The organism is Sphingomonas crusticola (assembly GCF_003391115.1).
Taxonomy (GTDB): domain Bacteria; phylum Pseudomonadota; class Alphaproteobacteria; order Sphingomonadales; family Sphingomonadaceae; genus Sphingomonas_I; species Sphingomonas_I crusticola.
This window is the reverse complement of the sequence record NZ_QTJP01000001.1, coordinates 341,176-357,341: the sequence shown is the minus strand read 5'-3', so window position 1 is coordinate 357,341 and position 16,166 is coordinate 341,176. Positions and strand designations below refer to the sequence as shown.

The 16,166-nt window shown below is 65.7% G+C and carries 12 protein-coding genes; 5 read left to right on the top strand and 7 right to left on the bottom strand.

Annotated features, from left to right (window positions below; all coding sequences use genetic code 11):
- The first annotated feature begins 86 nt into the window (after positions 1 to 86).
- Positions 87 to 1,334: a lipoprotein-releasing ABC transporter permease subunit gene (locus tag DX905_RS01680; protein WP_116089785.1), complete on the top strand. Its 1,248-nt coding sequence runs from the start codon at positions 87 to 89 to the stop codon at positions 1,332 to 1,334.
- Positions 1,327 to 1,998, top strand: coding sequence for an ABC transporter ATP-binding protein (locus tag DX905_RS01675; RefSeq protein ID WP_116089784.1), 672 nt, complete (start codon positions 1,327 to 1,329; stop codon positions 1,996 to 1,998). The genes DX905_RS01680 and DX905_RS01675 overlap by 8 nt, the downstream gene beginning before the upstream one ends.
- A 155-nt stretch (positions 1,999 to 2,153) precedes the next feature.
- On the opposite strand, the gene DX905_RS01670 is transcribed toward DX905_RS01675, so the two are convergent.
- The 3 genes from DX905_RS01670 to DX905_RS01660 form a co-directional block, all read right to left on the bottom strand.
- Positions 2,154 to 2,495: a hypothetical protein gene (locus DX905_RS01670; RefSeq protein ID WP_116089783.1), complete on the bottom strand. Its 342-nt coding sequence runs from the start codon at positions 2,493 to 2,495 to the stop codon at positions 2,154 to 2,156.
- Positions 2,496 to 2,727: 232 nt separating this feature from the next.
- Positions 2,728 to 4,500: an AI-2E family transporter gene (locus DX905_RS01665; protein ID WP_162875411.1), complete on the bottom strand. Its 1,773-nt coding sequence runs from the start codon at positions 4,498 to 4,500 to the stop codon at positions 2,728 to 2,730.
- Between the two features lie 373 nt (positions 4,501 to 4,873).
- On the bottom strand, positions 4,874 to 5,908 hold the full coding sequence (locus tag DX905_RS01660) for an aldo/keto reductase (protein WP_116089781.1): 1,035 nt from the start codon (positions 5,906 to 5,908) through the stop codon (positions 4,874 to 4,876).
- Between the two features lie 110 nt (positions 5,909 to 6,018).
- Between DX905_RS01660 and DX905_RS01655 the strand changes: the two genes are divergently transcribed.
- Together DX905_RS01655 and dnaE are read left to right on the top strand one after the other, a co-directional pair.
- Positions 6,019 to 6,645 (top strand): TetR/AcrR family transcriptional regulator, encoded by a 627-nt coding sequence (locus DX905_RS01655; RefSeq protein ID WP_240320678.1) that lies wholly within the window; start codon positions 6,019 to 6,021, stop codon positions 6,643 to 6,645.
- 72 nt (positions 6,646 to 6,717) lie between these two features.
- Positions 6,718 to 10,212: a DNA polymerase III subunit alpha gene (dnaE, locus tag DX905_RS01650; RefSeq protein ID WP_116089780.1), complete on the top strand. Its 3,495-nt coding sequence runs from the start codon at positions 6,718 to 6,720 to the stop codon at positions 10,210 to 10,212.
- Positions 10,213 to 10,356: 144 nt separating this feature from the next.
- On the opposite strand, the gene DX905_RS01645 is transcribed toward dnaE, so the two are convergent.
- Genes DX905_RS01645 through DX905_RS01630 form a run of 4 tightly spaced genes read right to left on the bottom strand, consistent with a single transcriptional unit; the run spans position 10,357 to position 14,404 of the window.
- On the bottom strand, positions 10,357 to 11,442 hold the full coding sequence (locus DX905_RS01645; RefSeq protein ID WP_116089779.1) for a PA0069 family radical SAM protein: 1,086 nt from the start codon (positions 11,440 to 11,442) through the stop codon (positions 10,357 to 10,359).
- A 54-nt stretch (positions 11,443 to 11,496) separates the two neighbouring features.
- On the bottom strand, positions 11,497 to 12,024 hold the full coding sequence (gene moaB / locus DX905_RS01640; protein ID WP_116089778.1) for a molybdenum cofactor biosynthesis protein B: 528 nt from the start codon (positions 12,022 to 12,024) through the stop codon (positions 11,497 to 11,499).
- A complete protein-coding gene (locus DX905_RS01635; protein WP_162875410.1) occupies positions 12,024 to 13,718 on the bottom strand; it encodes a lytic transglycosylase domain-containing protein in 1,695 nt (564 codons plus the stop codon). Before DX905_RS01635 ends, moaB begins: the two co-directional genes overlap by 1 nt.
- Positions 13,715 to 14,404 (bottom strand): uracil-DNA glycosylase family protein, encoded by a 690-nt coding sequence (locus DX905_RS01630; RefSeq protein WP_162875409.1) that lies wholly within the window; start codon positions 14,402 to 14,404, stop codon positions 13,715 to 13,717. The genes DX905_RS01635 and DX905_RS01630 overlap by 4 nt, the downstream gene beginning before the upstream one ends.
- Before the next feature lie 133 nt (positions 14,405 to 14,537).
- Here DX905_RS01630 and DX905_RS01625 point away from each other — a divergent pair, with 133 nt between their 5' ends.
- Positions 14,538 to 16,163: an electron transfer flavoprotein-ubiquinone oxidoreductase gene (locus DX905_RS01625; RefSeq protein WP_116089775.1), complete on the top strand. Its 1,626-nt coding sequence runs from the start codon at positions 14,538 to 14,540 to the stop codon at positions 16,161 to 16,163.
- Positions 16,164 to 16,166: the final 3 nt, after the last annotated feature.

Genomic DNA, 16,166 nt, shown 5'->3' with positions numbered 1-16,166 from the left:
GTTTCAGCATCCATCAAGCCACAAACGATTACGCCCGTGGGACAATGGACGCTGAAACAAGTTCAGGGTGACGGCAGGGCTTACGAATCATGATCACCCGCTACGAACGCACCATCGCGCGGCGCTATCTATGGCCCGGCAAGGGCGAGGGCATCATCGCCGTCGTCGCCAGCTTTTCTCTGCTGGGCGTCACGCTCGGCGTCGCCGCGCTCGTGATCGTCACCAGCGTGATGAACGGCTTCCGCGCCGAGCTGTTCGACAAGATAACCGCCTTGAATGGCCATGCCGTCGTTCAGGGCTATGACGGGCGCCTCGATGATTGGCGGCAGGTGCTCGCCGAAACGCGCGCCACGCCCGGCGTCACCCAGGCGACGCCGCTGATCGAGCAGCCTTTGATGGGTTCCACCGCAGGCCGCGTCGAGGCGGTTCTCGCGCGCGGTATGACCGAGCAGGATATCCAGGGGCCGAGCATCGCCGGCAAGGTCGTGGTCGGCCGGATCAGGGACGTGACGCCCGGATCGGGCAATGTCGCGATCGGTGCGCGGCTCGCCGAGGCCCTCGGCGTCAATGTCGGCGGCCAGATCAGCCTGATCAGCCCGACCGGACAGACTACCCCATTCGGCACCGTGCCACGCATCGTCGCCTACCGTGTCGCCGCCGTCTTCGAGGTCGGCGTCTACGAATATGATAACAGCTATGTCGTCATGCCGATGCAGGATGCGCAGACCCTGCTGATGCTGGGCGACAGCGTCGGGCTGATCCGCATCCAGACACGGGACGCCGATCGCGTCGATCGGATCCTCGCGCCGCTCGCGCCCAAGGTGCACCGGGTCGGCCAGATCCAGGACTGGAAGCAGATGAATTCGTCCTTGTTCGAGACGATCGAGATCGAGCGCGTGATGATGTTCATCATCCTGTCGATCATCATCGTCGTTGCCGCCTTCAATATCCTGTCGTCGTTGATCATGCTGGTGCGCGCCAAGACGCGCGATATCGCCATCCTGCGCACGATGGGTGCGACCCGCGGCGCGATGATCCGGATTTTCGTGACGATCGGCGTCACCATCGGCGTGCTCGGCACCGGGCTCGGGCTGCTGCTTGCGGCGATATTCCTGTACTATCGCCAAGGTGTGGTGAACGTCGTTCAGCGTATCACCGGTCAGAATTTGTGGGATCCTTCGATCCGCTTCTTGACCGAGCTGCCGTCACGCACCGATCCGTTCGAGGTTGCCATGGTCATCATCATGACTTTGATCCTGGCTTTCCTGTTCACCCTCTATCCGGCGCTGCGTGCCGCGCGCACCGATCCCGTCCAGGTCCTGCGTTATGAGTGATCCGCTCGTCGTCGCAGGGCTGAGCCGTGCCTTCGTGCAAGGCGACCGCACGATCGAAGTGCTGCGCGGCGTCGATCTGGCGCTCGCCCAAGGCGAGATCGTTGCGCTGCTCGGCCCCTCGGGCTCGGGCAAGTCGACGCTATTGCAGGCGGTTGGATTGCTCGAAGGCGGCTTCTCCGGCTCGATCCGCATTGGGGGCGAGGAGGCGAGTCAGCTCGACGACAATGGCCGCACCCGCCTGCGCCGCGATGCGATCGGTTTCGTCTATCAATTCCATCACCTGCTTCCCGATTTTACGGCCGAGGAGAATGTGGTCCTCCCCCAGCTCATCCGCGGTGCCGCACCCGATGGGGCAGGGGGGCGCGCGAAGAGCCTGTTGAGTGCGCTGGGCTTGGCGGAACGGCTCGATCACCGCCCGTCGCAGCTTTCGGGGGGCGAACAGCAGCGGGTCGCCGTCGCCCGCGCGCTCGCCAACCGGCCGGCCTTGGTGCTGGCCGACGAGCCGACCGGCAATCTCGACGAAGCTACCGCCGATCGCGTCCTCGGCGAATTCCTGCGGCTGGTACGCGAGGAAGGCGCCGCCGCGCTCGTCGCCACCCACAACGAACGGCTCGCCGCCCGCATGGACCGTGTCCTGCGCTTGCACGAGGGCGTGCTCGCCTGAGGCGGCGGGGAACTGCACCGCCGCTACGCGGCGATTAGCTGCCTTCCTAGCTAGCGCGAACTCGAGCGGGGGGCGCTTTCTTGGTGTCCTGCCGAATGACGCAGCAGCGAAGAAGAGTGGCACACCCCAACAAGGGGGAAGAAGCCGCCGAGCGCTCAGAAGCGCTGCAAGATTGACGCGACGATGTCGGTGACGCCAACGCTTTTGGCGATGTGAAGTATGATCGGCATTAGGAAAAAGATCGACACGGCGCGTGCCAACCAGCCTGGTTTGTCCACCCTCCTGAAATACCGGGCGGTAGCTAGGGCGCCCGCCGCATAGAACAGCGGTATAATGGCGAGAATACGCCACTTGGGGATGACGATCTCGAATACGCTCCATGCGATAACAATGCTAAACAGCGTCGATAGCCATAGCAGGATGCGCGTCGGCCCGACGCGCTCGGACCAACGATTGAACTTGTCCTCAGCGGAACCCGGCTTCGCTATCCATGCCATCCTCCCGTGATGGCCCCTGCGCCAATTGGGCGCAATGGCGACGGCGGTATCCGCATCGTCGGGTCCACAAGGACCTCGCCAGCGCATGGATCGCGTCGTGCGCTTACACGCGGGCGGGCTCGCCTAGCCATCACCCGTCCGGGACCCCGGCCTCAAACCGGGGTTCCGCTTATGTCAATCCCGCCGGTGGTGGCGCGCAAACTCGTTTGAAAATGTGTCGGTTGCCGCAACCCTACACCGAAGCGTTGGGGCGCGGCGGCTGTTCCAGCATCGCGGCCTGGAGCAGCGGTGCCAATTCCGTCAGCGAGAAGGGCAGCACGTCTTCGGGATGATCGACCGGGGGTATCCGCTCGACCGCCCGCTGGACCCCGATTACGACTTTAACCGACGCGAACCGCTCTTCGATGGAACCCGCGATCCGCTTCATTCGGGCTGATCCGCGCGCATCGAACAGGCCGAGTAGGCAGATGATCTCCGCCTCGACGGGTTCCGGCGCGCCGGCGACGCGGCGCAACTCATCGCGCGATTGCTCTGCCACTTCGCAGCCGGCGCGGCGCAGCAACTGCGCGGCCATCATCGCCACGGCCGCATCGAGCGGGCCCGAGCCCGGCACGCAGATTACGCGGCGGCCACGGAGCTCGGCCCAGTTTGTGGGGATGCTGTCTGAGGATGTGTCCCCGGCCACATCCTCATGATCGGCCAGCGTGGTGATCATGTCGATCGTGGCCTCACAGATCGCGGGCATTGCTGAGCGCAGGACCGCCCCCCGATCGACATCGGCCGCTGCCAGCCGCAATCCGGCGAGCACAACCTCGTCATAAAAGGTGGCGAGTGGCATGCTGTCGAGCAGATCTTCCGCCTGCTCCAGCGCGTCCTCCGCGTGGCCGGCCAGTGCGCGCTGATAAAAGGTCTCTGCGGGGGAGAGCGCCGGCCTGTCCCCCAGCATGATGTCGAAAAATTCGAATGCCGGGACATGACGGCCAAGCACGACCAGCATGAGCGTGAGCGGCATGGACAGGACTAGCCCGATCGGTCCCCAGATCCACGTCCAGAATAAGGCCGCGACGACCACCGACACCGGCGATAGCCCCGTTGAATGGCCATAGAGCAGGGGTTCGATGGCGTAGCCGATGATCGGCTCCACGATCAGGAACAGCAAGGCGACCCAGATGATCAGGCTCCAACCTGGATCGATCGCCGCCGCCAAACCAAGCGGGCCGATCGCGGCGACGAGACTGCCAACATAGGGCACGAAGCGCAGCAGCCCCGCCAAAATCCCCCACAGGCCGGGCGATGGCACACCGAGCGCGAACAATCCGCCCCAGATGATCGCGCCGAACCCGCAATTAACGACGAACTGCGACAGGAAATAACGGCTCAGGCGTTGCGCTCCATCGGTCAGCGCGACAGTGGATCGATGCAGATCGGCCGACCCCATGAGGCGGATCAGGCGATCGCGTAGATCCTCTTTTTGAAACAGGATGAAGATCGTCACCACCATGACGATCAGTGCAGTCTCCACGGGGGCGAGCGCAGGCAGGACGACGTTGCGGATTTCGGCGATCGCTGTGGGTGGCGGATCGTGGACCTCGACCGGGATCGCATTGCCGGCTGGCCGGCCGGATAATTGCTGCACGCCCTGCTCGCGCGCACGCTGCGCCTTGCGATGTCCGCTTCCTCCCTTGCCGCTTTCACGCGTGAGGAAACTGAGCCTGCGCTCGATATTCGCACGCGCGCTCGCCACCTTCCCGGAGATCCGCTCCGCATAGGCTGGTGCGTCTTCGCTGAGCGTGGACGCCTGGCTGACGATCACCGCGCCCGTGACGCCCATGCCTCCCAGCGCCAGCGCCACCGCCAGCAGGACGGAGAGGGTGCGGGGCAGGCGCAACCGGCGAAAGCCGCCAACGATCGGCGCGAGCAGGAAAGACAGCAATATGGCGAGCGTAAGCGGGATCAGGACAGTGCGGCCGAAGTAGAGCCAACATGCCGCTATCGTACCGATCATCCACGGTACCAGCGGCCCCAGTTCGGACAATACGCGACGATTGGCGGGTCCGCGCCGATGTGGAGGGAGAGGGCCATTCTTCCTATCGGGCGACATCAGCATATTTGTGCCCGCTCTCCTTCGCCGCGATCCTTACGAGATCGCGCATTCCTCACCTCTTATAAAGACTTGCTGCGATATGGGTAGCAGCTGGATGGGGCCGCAAATCTGGTTCTAATCAACTGGGTGACCTCGTCCGGGAGATCTCCATCGCGACTGTAAACGCTCCGCCCCGATAAGCGCGACCCCGGGTCGAGGCCGGGTGGCAAAAACGGAGTGGTCCGCGTTGGGGCGGTGCGTTCACGGCAGTCCGGCCCAGCCCGGCAGCGACGTCTCAGGCGGCAGCCCGCTCCGTGATCGGCCGCCGACGCAGCGTCGGCTGCGTGAGGGATGGTGGCAGATAGGCGGCGCCTTCCAGCGGCGCGATGTCCCGGCCGGGCGGCACGATCTCGTCGATCCGATCGAGGAGCTCGTCGCTCAACGCGACGTCGACTCCGGAGAGCAGACCGTCCAGCTGCTCCATCGTGCGCGGTCCGATAATTGCCGAGGTCAGCGCGGGGTGCGCGATCACGAAGGCGAGCGCCATATGTATGAGCGAAAGGCCGGCCTCCTGCGCCAGCGGGATCAGCTGCTCGACTTTGTCGAGACTCCCTTCGTCCGCCATCGCCTTGGGCATGTATCGCGCGCGCAATGTGTCCGGCAGGGGCGCGCCTTTACGATATTTGCCGGTAAGCATGCCCTTGGCGAGTGGGCTCCACGCCATCACGCCCATGCCATAGCGCTGGCAGGTAGGAAGCACCTCGCGCTCGATCGACCGGTTGAGGATTGAATATGGCGGTTGTTCGGTGCGGAAGCGCGCGAGACCGCGGCGTTCTGCGACCCATTGTGCCTCCACGATGTCCGACGCGGGATAGGTCGACGCGCCGATCGCACGGACCTTGCCCTCGCGCATGAGGTCGGTGAGCACCGACAACGTCTCCTCGACGTCGGTGTCCGGCGTCGGACGATGAACCTGGTAGAGGTCGATATAGTCGGTCCCGAGCCGGCGCAAAGAATCCTCCACCGCGCGTGTCAGCCAGCGCCGTGACGTGCCGCGTGCGTTCGGGTCCTCGCTCATCGGGTGGAAAGCCTTGGTGGCGAGCACCACCCCGTCGCGCCGCCCCTTCAACGCCTTGCCGACGATCTCCTCTGACTCGCCCTGGCTATACATATCGGCCGTGTCGAGGAAGTTGATGCCGGCATCGAGCGCCTTGTGGATGATGCGGACGCACTCCTCGTGATCGGGATTGGCGAGCTTTCCGAACATCATCGCGCCCAGGCAGTAGGGGCTGACCTTGATGCCGGTTCGGCCGAGCGGGCGGTATTGCATATCAATCTCCTGGAAATAGTCTGGCGCACGTCCGAAAAGTGGCTTACCAGCCGAAACGGAACTGCTGTCCGTTTATACGGAACATTGTTCCGTTTATCAAGGGGCGTTGAGTGGGCACGCGCGAGATTCACCTGCCGGAGGCTGCGAGCGGACACGAGCGCCCCGTGCGGGCCGACGCCCGTCGCAACGTCGACGCGCTTCTGCGCGCGGCGATGACGGTCTTCGCCGGGGCCGGCGTGGACGCGCCGATGCGGACCATCGCCAGGGAGGCGGGCGTCGGCGTCGGGACCATATATCGGCACTTCCCGCAGCGATCGGATCTCATCAAAGCGATCATCCAGCGCGAGGTCGATGCATGCGTGGCGGCGGCAACGACGCTGGCTGCCTCACAGAAGCCGGCAGACGCACTGGCGTCCTGGGTGCAGCGTCTGGTGGATTTCGTCGCGACCAAGCGAGGCCTGGGCGCTGCGCTCCATTCCGGGGACCCGGCCTATCAGGCACTTCCGGACTATGTATTGGGCCAGCTCACCCCCGCCTTGGCCCATTTGCTCGACGCCGCCGCCTCGGCCGGCGCGATTCGCCCCGGCGTCGATGCCGGCGAATTGCTGCTGGCGACGTTGCGGCTTGCCGCTCCTGCAAGTGACGGCGACGCGGCCCAAGCGCGGCGCATGGTGGTGCTGCTCGTGGACGGGCTGCGCTTCCAGGCCGAGGAAGGCGCCAATACCGGTGTCGGTTAGCAACCCGATCTTAACTGTGGATAGAAGCCTTGTGGTGCTTTCCCTCGTCGCACCGGCTGCATAGATAGGGGTATGGCCGCTTCCCGCTTCGTGCCGCTGCGCATCTTTTCGGCCTTCACCATGCTCGAAGGCGCGATTGATCCCAAGGCGATTGCCGCCCGTGCGCGCAAGCTCGGCTTTCCGGCCGCCGCGATCACGGATCGTAACGGTCTCTATGGCACGATGGCGTTCGGCGATGCCGCCAAGAAGGCCGGTGTCCAGCCGATCGTGGGTGCCTTGCTCGGCGTCGCCCGGCCGGGCGGGGCGGAGGGCAAGACGCCGCAGATCGACTGGCTGCCGCTCTATGCGCAGGACCAGACCGGCTACGACAATCTGTGCGCGCTCGTCTCCGCCGCTCATCTCGACCGGCCGCAGCATGAGGATCCGCATGTCGGGCTGGAGGCGCTGGCGGCGCGCAACGAAGGCCTGATCGCGCTGACCGGCAGCGCAGAGGGCGCGCTCGCCCGCCTGATCGCCGAAGGGCAGCAGGACAAGGCCGAACGCTATCTCGATCGGCTGGAGACGCTGTTCCCGGGCCGCCTCTATATCGAACTGGCGCGCCGCGACGATCCGATCGAGGAGGCGGCCGAGGCTGGGCTGATCGATCTCGCTTATGCGCGAGATCTGCCGCTGGTCGCGACCAATCCCGCCTGCTTTGCCGAGCCCGATTTCCACGCCGCCCATGACGTCATGTTGTGCATCGCCAGCTCCTCCTATCTGGAGGTGGACGATCGCACCCGCTCCTCGCCGGAGGCGTGGATCAAGCCGGCCGACGTCATGGCGGAATTGTTCGCCGATCTGCCCGAAGCCATCGCAAATACGTTGGTGGTCGCGCAACGCTGTGCGATCGCGGCGCCGGAGCGCAAGCCGATCCTGCCGAGCCTTGCCGGCGATCCCGCTGCCGAGGCGGAATTGCTGCGCCGGGACGCGGCGGCGGGGCTGGAGGCACGGCTCGACAAGCTTGCAACCGCCACCGCCGACCGCGCGCCCTATCGCGAGCGGCTGACGTTCGAGCTCGACGTCATCATCCAGATGGGGTTTCCGGGCTATTTCCTGATCGTCGCCGATTTCATCAAATGGGCCAAGGAGCAGGGCATACCGGTCGGGCCGGGCCGCGGATCGGGCGCCGGCTCGGTCGTCGCCTGGGCGCTGACCATCACCGATCTCGATCCGCTGCAATTGGGGTTGCTGTTCGAACGCTTTCTCAACCCCGAGCGCGTGTCGATGCCCGACTTCGACATCGATTTCTGCGAAACCCGGCGCGGCGAAGTGATCAGCTACGTCCAGCAGAAATATGGCAGCGACCATGTCGCGCAGATCATCACCTTCGGCCGGCTGAAGGCGCGCGCCGTGCTCAAGGATACCGGCCGTGTCCTGCAGATGAGCTACGGCCAGGTCGATCGCCTGGCAAAACTCATTCCCAACCATCCGACCGATCCCTGGACGCTGGAGCGTGCGCTCAACGGCGTTTCCGAATTCCACGCCGAATATAAGGCCGACAAGCAGGTCAAGCGGCTGATCGACCTTGCGATGAAGCTGGAGGGTCTACCGCGCCACAGCTCGACCCATGCGGCCGGCGTCGTGATCGGCGATCGTCCGCTCGACCAGCTTGTCCCGCTCTACCGCGATCCCCGCTCCGAATTCCCGGTAACGCAGTTCGACATGAAATATGTCGAAAGCGCGGGCCTGGTGAAGTTCGACTTTCTCGGGCTCAAGACCCTGTCAGTGCTGCAGAAAGCGGTCGAGATGCTGGCGGACAAGGGCGTCGCCCTCGATCTGCTCGCGCTCGAGCTTGATGATCCGGCGGTCTATGCCTTGCTCCAGAAGGGCGACACGGTCGGCGTGTTCCAGCTGGAATCGGAAGGCATGCGCCGCACGCTCTCCGCTGTCCGCCCGACCAGTTTCGGCGACATTATCGCGCTCGTCTCACTCTACCGGCCGGGCCCGATGGACAATATTCCGATGTTCGGCGACCGCAAGAATGGGCGCGCGAAGATCGAATATCCGCATCCCCTGCTCGAGACGATCCTCGCCGAAACCTACGGCATTTTCGTCTATCAGGAACAGGTGATGCAGGCGGCGCAGATCCTCGCCGGCTACAGCCTGGGCGAGGCCGATCTGCTGCGGCGTGCGATGGGCAAGAAGATCCAGGCGGAAATGGACGCGCAGCGCCAGCGCTTCATCGATGGCTGCGCTGCCAACAATATCGCGCCGCCCAAGGCGAACGAGCTGTTCGACTTGATCGACAAATTTGCGGGCTATGGCTTCAACAAGAGCCACGCCGCCGCTTACGCTTTGCTCGCCTATCAGACGGCGTGGCTCAAGGCACACCACAAGCCCGAATTCTTCGCGGCGTCGATGTGCTACGACCTCAGCCTGACCGACAAGCTCGCCATCTGGGCCGATGACATGCGGCGCTCGGCGGTCACATTGCTGCCCCCGGACGCGAATCGGTCGCAGGCCGAGTTCAGCGTGGAGGATGGCGCCGTCCGCTATGCGCTGGGGGCGCTCAAGGGCGTCGGCGAAAAGGCGATGGAGCAATTGGTCGAGGAGCGGCGCGCGTTCGGGCCGTTCAAGAGCCTCGATGACCTTGCCGACCGCATCGATCCGCGTCTGTTGAACCGCCGCCAGCTCGAAAGCCTGGCCGGCGCCGGAGCGTTCGACGCCTTCGTATCCGACCGCGCGGCCGTGTTCGCCGCCGCCGAGACGATCCTCGCCCATGCCGCCAGCGCGCATGATGCGCGCATCAGCGGGCAGGGTGGCCTGTTCGGCGGGGAAGCCAATGCCGGCGTGCCGCCGATCCGCCTGCCGAAGGACGCGCGCTGGTCGGTGGCCGAGCGCATGTCGGCGGAGAAAGAAGCGTTCGGCTTTTATTTCTCGGCACATCCGACCGATCGTTACCGCCATGTCGCAAGAAGCGAAGGCGTGCGCACGTTCGAGCAGCTCGGCCAGATGGGCGCCCCGTCCGAGCCCGATCGCGACGAACGTGGCCGGCCGGTGCCGCGTGCGACCTTGCGCATGGCGGCTTTGGTCGAGGAAGCGCGCTGGCGGACGTCCGCGCGCGGCAACCGCTATCTGCTGGCGACCTGTTCCGACGCTTCGGGCCAGTTCATCGCCAGCGCTTTCGACGAGGAAGCGGCCACCGCGATGGAGAGCGCCGCGCGCGCCGGCGCCTGCCTCTTGCTGTCGGTCGAGGTCGACAAACGTCCCGGCGAGGAAACCCCGCGCGTCACCGTCCGCGCCGCGCGCCCGCTCGACGGTTTGTCCTCCAATGCGCGCCTGCGCATGGAGATCGAGATCGCCGACGAAACCGCGCTCGCGACGCTCGCCGCATCTTTGGGTGAGGCCAAGGGCGGGCGTGGCGAGGTGCATCTGATCGTCCCCGCCGGCACCGCCCAGACCCGCTTGCGCATCGGCCGCGATTATCGCCTCGACGGCGAATTGGTTGAAGCCATCGAACGCATGCCGGGTATCGTCAGCGTCCAGCTCGAACCGCTCGAATCACCCCGCCTGGCGCTGGTCAGCTAAGGCCCTTACTCGCGATCATTCCGGCGAAGCCGGGATCCATCGTTCGGCGAGGCGCGCCCCGCGATTGGAACCACGGCGTCTGCGGCTGGATCGACCCCTCCTGATTGCTTCGCTGCGCTCGCAATGACGGTTTGAGAGGACGGCCTAAAACAAGCGCATCTGATCGCCCTCCGGCGGCCGGAACAAATCGGTCCGCAGCGCCAATCTCTCCTTGTTCAGCCCCAGCCGGTTGCACGCGATCTTGAAGCGCGTGCGCAGCAGCTCCGCCCACGGGCCTTGCCCCTGCATGCGCGTAAAGAAATTGGGATCATTGTCCTTGCCGCCGCGGATCGACTGGATCGTCGCCATCACCTTCGCCGCGCGATCGGGATGATGCACGTCCAGCCAGGCGCGGAACAAAGGCGCCACCTCGTGCGGCAGCCGCACCGGCAGGAAAAAGGCGCCGCGCGCCCCGGCGGCGGCCGCCGCCTCCAGGATATGCTCCATCTCGTGATCGGTGATCTGCGGCACCACCGGCGCGAGGCTGACATGGGTGGGGACGCCGGCCTCGATCAAGGTCTTGACCGCCGCCAGCCGTTTGGCCGGTCGCGGGCAGCGCGGTTCAAGCGTCCGCGCCGTGGCCGGATCGATCGTCGGGATCGAGATCACCACCGCAGCCAGTCCTTTCGCCGCCATCGGCGCGATCAGATCCATGTCGCGCACTACCCGGTCTGACTTGGTGGTGATGGTGAACGGGTGGCGCGTCTCGACCAGCACCTCCAGGCACGCGCGGGTGATGCGCCACTCGCCCTCGATCGGCTGATAGGGATCGGTATTGGTGCCGAAGGCGATCGGGCGCGGCACATAGCCCTTGGCGGCGAGCTCGACACGCAACAGCTTGGGCGCGTCCGGCTTGGCGAACAGGCGCGTCTCGAAATCGAGGCCTGGCGAAAGATCGTGAAAAGCGTGGCTCGGACGGGCGAAGCAATAGATGCAGCCATGCTCGCAGCCGCGATAGCCGTTGATCGATCGATCGAAACCGACATCGGGTGACTGGTTGCGGGTGATGATCGTGCGCGGCCGCTCGACCGTCACCGTCGTACGCAGCGGCGCCGCGCCTCCGTCCAGATCCTCCCGCGCATCGAGCCAGTCGCCATCGTCCGCCCGCGCCTTCAGGTTGAAGCGCTGCGGCGTCTCGTTGAGCGTCGCGCCGCGTCCGGCGCGCGGGGGCAGGGGAGGCGGCGACTCCATGGCAGAAGCTTACGCTCTGCTGAGAACAGAGCAAGAACATTCGCGAAGAGCGGGTTATCGCTCGCGCAGGCGCGGCATCAGCTCGACGAAGTTGCAGGGGCGGTGGCGGCTGTCCAACTGGGTCGCGAGTATCCCGTCCCAGCCGTCCTGCACTGCGCCGGTCGATCCCGGCAGCGCGAACAGATAGGTGCCGCGCGCGACGCCGGCGGTCGCGCGCGACTGGATGGTCGACGTGCCGATCTTGGCGTAGCTCAGCCAGCGGAATAGCTCGCCAAAGCCTTCGATCTGCTTCTCGCACACGCGCGCGAACGCCTCCGGCGTCACGTCGCGTCCGGTCAGGCCGGTGCCGCCGGTCGAGATCACGCAATCCACCTGCGGATCGTCGATCCACGCTTCGAGCCTGGCGGCGATAGCATCGCGATCGTCCACCACGATTGCCCGATCGGCCAGGATGTGGCCGGCCTTGGTCAGCCGCTCCACCAGCAACGCGCCCGAGCGATCGTCGGCGATCGTGCGGCTGTCGGAGACGGTGAGAATGGCGATCCGCACCGGCACGAACAAAGCGTGCTGGTCGATTCCCATCAGTTGGGCGCGTGGGTCGCCGCGGCGGCGCTGGCGGTCTGGACCATACGGGTCGGGAATAAGGGCCAGCGGCCCTGCGCCATTGCCGTCAGGCTCGGCGTCGCCGCACCGGTTTCGCGCTGATAGATCCAGTAATTGCGCAGCACGATCGCGACATAGGCGCGCGTCTGCAGGAACGGGATCGATTCGATGAACAGCAAGGGATCGTCGCCGCCAGCCGTCCACCGCGCGACATTGTTCGGGCCGGCATTATAGGCGGCGATCACCTTCGGCAGCAGCCCACCCGTGCCGCCGGCACTCGCCAGCTCCTCCAGATAGGACTGGCCATATTCGAAGCTGACCGACGGATCATTGAGCGACCCGACGCTGTCGCCCTTGTGGCGCGCAATCAAAGATGCCGTCGCCGGCATGAGCTGCATCAGCCCGCGTGCGCCGGCGCTGCTTACGGCGTCGGTGCGGAATTCCGATTCCTGCAGGGCATGGGCGTAGATCAGCGCCGGATCGACGCGCCAGCCCTGCGCGGGCGACCAGGCCGGCATCGGGAAGCGCGCTGCGAAGCTGGTGCGCGTGCCGGTCGGCGCATTCTGCGTGAGCCAGATCTGCGTCGCAGGCAGGCGCAACTTGGCGGCGAACGCGATCAGCGCGGCATGTTCGGCCGGCGCGCCGATCCGCGCCTGATAACGGATCAACTGATCGGCCAGCGCGGTTTCGCCAATCTCGACCAGGGCCGCCGCGGCCCGCAAATTGGAATGGCCGAGCAAGCGGTTGGTATCGCCGGCCTCCGCGAGCCCAGCGGGCGATAGCGGAAGGCCGAGGGAGGCATTGGCGAGCATGCCGTAAAAGCTCTCGCTGAGGCGGCTGGCGGACCTTAGCCGCAGCTCGGCCGTGGCTGCGTCGCCGGCAGCTTTGCTGCTGCGCGCCGACCAGAACAGGCCGGCGGCACGGGTCTCGTCGTCGCTGGCGTTCGACGCCACCCGCTGGAAGGCGTCGGCTGCCGCCGGATAATCGCCGGTGCGCCACGAGGCGAGGCCGTTCACCCAGGCTGCGTCCACTGCCCAGTCGCCGGCGCCGGCCTGCGCCAAAGCGGCAATACGACGGGCGGAGGCGGCATCCCCGCTCTGGAAATAGGCCCAGGCGACTTTCTGGCGCCACTCGGTCACCGCCTCCGGTGTGAGCGTCGCGGCGGCCGCCTCGACGATCGGTTCGGCAGAGACCGGGTCGCCTGCCCTGAGCAGAGGTTGGACCCGTGCCGCCAACGCGGCGCAATCCCGGCTGGGCCGCGTTGGCGCGCGCTTGCTTGGGCCCGCCGGGCGGATCAGCGCACGCTGAACGGGAAGGGCGACCTGCGCTCCTGCCGCTCTTGCCAGCACGGGCGCCTGCGGCAATTCGGGGGCTGCTCCCAGCAGGGCCAATACGGCCGCCGGATCGCGACCGGAAGGATTGGCAATGAACAAGTCGGCACGCGCGACCGCCGTCAGCGGGCCGCTCGGCTGCGCGTCCAGCAATGTCCCGGCGGCGGCGAAATTACGGTCGCGCAGGAGTTGAAAATATTGGCGATAAGCCAGGCGATCGGCATCGTTCAGCTGGCGCAGAGTGTCCGCCTGGACGGGCGCCGAAAGCATCGCCGGCACATCCGCCGCTGCCGGTGCGGCAAGCGCCAGCGCCAGAGCGGAGAGGGCGAGTTTATGGATCATAAAGCCGCAAACCGTTGAAGATCGTCCCATACCAGCGGCCGGTAATCGCGCTTGAGATGGACCAGCCGGGGGTGAATCGACGCGACGGTGGGAATCTGGCGGCCGCCAATCTCCACCTGGTGCACAATTTCGCGCGCCTTGGCGGCCGGCATGCGCAGCACCGCCTGCACCGGCGCATCGCCCAGCAGCAGCAGCCGCTTGGGCTGGGCAAGCGCCAGATGATGAAGCAGCAACGGCGAGAGGGCGGCGAGATCCGCGTCGCCGACGCGGCCCGTGGTCGAACGGGCGGGCGAGAAGGGGAGCAGATAGATATCGGCCCGGCTGAGCTTGATCGCGGCCAGCATCCGATTGAACAAGGCGCCGACCTCGCCAGACAGGAGCGTACCGGACGTGCGGTCCTCGGCTTCCGGCATATCGACGACGATGATCGCGCCGGTCGCATGATCGCCCATCGCGTCGATGCGGCCGCGAACGGCGCCCGGCACCGATGCGTCGGTCAGCATCCAGGCGCGAAAAGCCTGGATCGTGCCGGGAAGGGCGGGTGCGGCGGGCTTTGCCTCGGTGACAACAGCAGGTGCGGCAGGCGCTGCCTGCGCCAGCCAGTTGTGGGGCAGATCATCAGCGAGCGTATCGACGCCCGCCTCCGCCCACCAATCAAGCGCGCTATATGCGACGCCATCGACCATTAAAGCATCCCCGCTACCCGCAACTTCCTCTAGAGGGATGGTTGACGAGGGGGTCAATCTGCGCGCACCGGCTTTATGACGAGGCGTTCGGGCGATACGATGACCGGACTTACCGAAGACGCATAGAGGCACGATGTCCGACCGCGAGAGCATGAATTACGATGTCGTGATCGTCGGCGGGGGCCCAGCTGGGCTCTCGGCCGCGATCCGCCTCAAGCAGATCAATCCCGAGCTCGCGGTGTGCGTGCTGGAAAAGGGATCGGAGATCGGCGCGCACATCCTTTCCGGCGCGGTCATCGATCCGATCGCGCTTGACGAACTCATCCCCGACTGGCGCGATAAGGGCTGCCCCCTCGAAGTGGCTGTGACCGAAAACCATCACTGGTTCCTCAGTGCCACCGGCAGGTCGTCGCTGCCGCATTGGCTGATGCCGCCCTTCATGAGCAACAAGGGCACCTATACCGGCTCGCTCGGTAATCTCTGCCGCTGGCTGGCGGGGCAGGCGGAGGAACTCGGCGTCGAGATCTTCCCCGGTTTCGCCGCGGCTGAGATCCTGTTCAATGATGATGGCTCCGTCCAGGGCGTCGCCACCGGCGATATGGGCGTGGCCCGCGACGGCACGCACAAGCCCGATTACCAGCCTGGCATCGAGCTGCATGCCCGCTACACCTTCTTCGCCGAGGGCGCCCGCGGCAGCCTCACCAAGGAGGCCAAACGGCTGTTCGACCTCGAACGCGATTGCCAGCCGCAAGTCTACGGGCTGGGCATCAAAGAGCTTTGGGATATCGATCCGGCCAAGCATGTGCCCGGCCGGGTTATTCACACGCAGGGTTGGCCGCTTACCGGCGAGGTGGGCGGCGGCTTCCTCTATCACCAGGCCAACAATCAGGTCGCGCTCGGTCTGGTAGTGGGACTGGGCTACAGCAATCCGCATCTGTCGCCCTTCCATGAATTCCAGCGCTGGAAACAGCATCCTGCGATCCGCGCGATCCTGGAGGGTGGGCGGCGCGTCAGCTATGGCGCGCGGGCGATCAACGAGGGCGGCTGGCAGTCCGTGCCGAAGCTCGCTTTTCCCGGCGGCGCTTTGATCGGCTGCTCGGCCGGGTTCGTGAATGTGCCGCGCATCAAGGGCACCCATACTGCGATGAAATCCGCGATGCTGGCGGCGGAGGCGGCGGCCGCGGCGATCGCGCAGGGACGGGGTAGTGACACGCTCGAAGCCTATCAGTCCGCGGTCGAGGGGAGCTGGATCGCGACCGAGCTCAAGAAGGTTCGCAATGCCGAGCCTGCCATCGCCAAGTTCGGGCCGGTGGTGGGCACATTGTGGGCGGGCGCCGACATGTGGATGCGTCAGCTCCGGATCGGGCTACCCTACAGCTTCGGCCACCACCGCGACAGCAAGACGCTGTGGCGCAAGGACATGGTCGGGCCGATCGATTATCCCAAGCCCGATGGCGTGATCAGCTTCGATCGGCTTTCCTCGGTGTTCCTGTCGAACACCAATCATGAGGAGGATCAGCCGATCCACCTTACGCTCAAGGATCCGGACGTTCCGATCACCGTCAATCTCGCGCTCTACGACAGCCCCGAGCAGCGTTATTGCCCGGCCGGCGTCTATGAGATCGTGGAAGGGCCGCGGCTGCAGATCAACGCGCAGAATTGCGTCCACTGCAAAAGCTGCGACATCAAGGACCCGACGCAGAACATCAACTGGGTCGTGCCCGAGGGCGGCGGTGGTCCCAATTACCCTAATATGTGAGTG

Bases quoted from the DNA above. Each gene is read 5' to 3' on its own strand.
- DX905_RS01675 (WP_116089784.1), top strand. From the start codon at position 1,327: ATGAGTGATCCGCTCGTCGTCGCAGGGCTGAGCCGTGCCTTCGTGCAA.
- DX905_RS01670 (WP_116089783.1), bottom strand. From the start codon at position 2,495: ATGGCATGGATAGCGAAGCCGGGTTCCGCTGAGGACAAGTTCAATCGT.
- DX905_RS01665 (WP_162875411.1), bottom strand. From the start codon at position 4,500: ATGATCGGTACGATAGCGGCATGTTGGCTCTACTTCGGCCGCACTGTC.
- DX905_RS01660 (WP_116089781.1), bottom strand. From the start codon at position 5,908: ATGCAATACCGCCCGCTCGGCCGAACCGGCATCAAGGTCAGCCCCTAC.
- dnaE (WP_116089780.1), top strand. From the start codon at position 6,718: ATGGCCGCTTCCCGCTTCGTGCCGCTGCGCATCTTTTCGGCCTTCACC.
- DX905_RS01645 (WP_116089779.1), bottom strand. From the start codon at position 11,442: ATGGAGTCGCCGCCTCCCCTGCCCCCGCGCGCCGGACGCGGCGCGACG.
- moaB (WP_116089778.1), bottom strand. From the start codon at position 12,024: ATGGGAATCGACCAGCACGCTTTGTTCGTGCCGGTGCGGATCGCCATT.
- DX905_RS01635 (WP_162875410.1), bottom strand. From the start codon at position 13,718: ATGATCCATAAACTCGCCCTCTCCGCTCTGGCGCTGGCGCTTGCCGCA.
- DX905_RS01630 (WP_162875409.1), bottom strand. From the start codon at position 14,404: ATGGTCGATGGCGTCGCATATAGCGCGCTTGATTGGTGGGCGGAGGCG.
- DX905_RS01625 (WP_116089775.1), top strand. From the start codon at position 14,538: ATGTCCGACCGCGAGAGCATGAATTACGATGTCGTGATCGTCGGCGGG.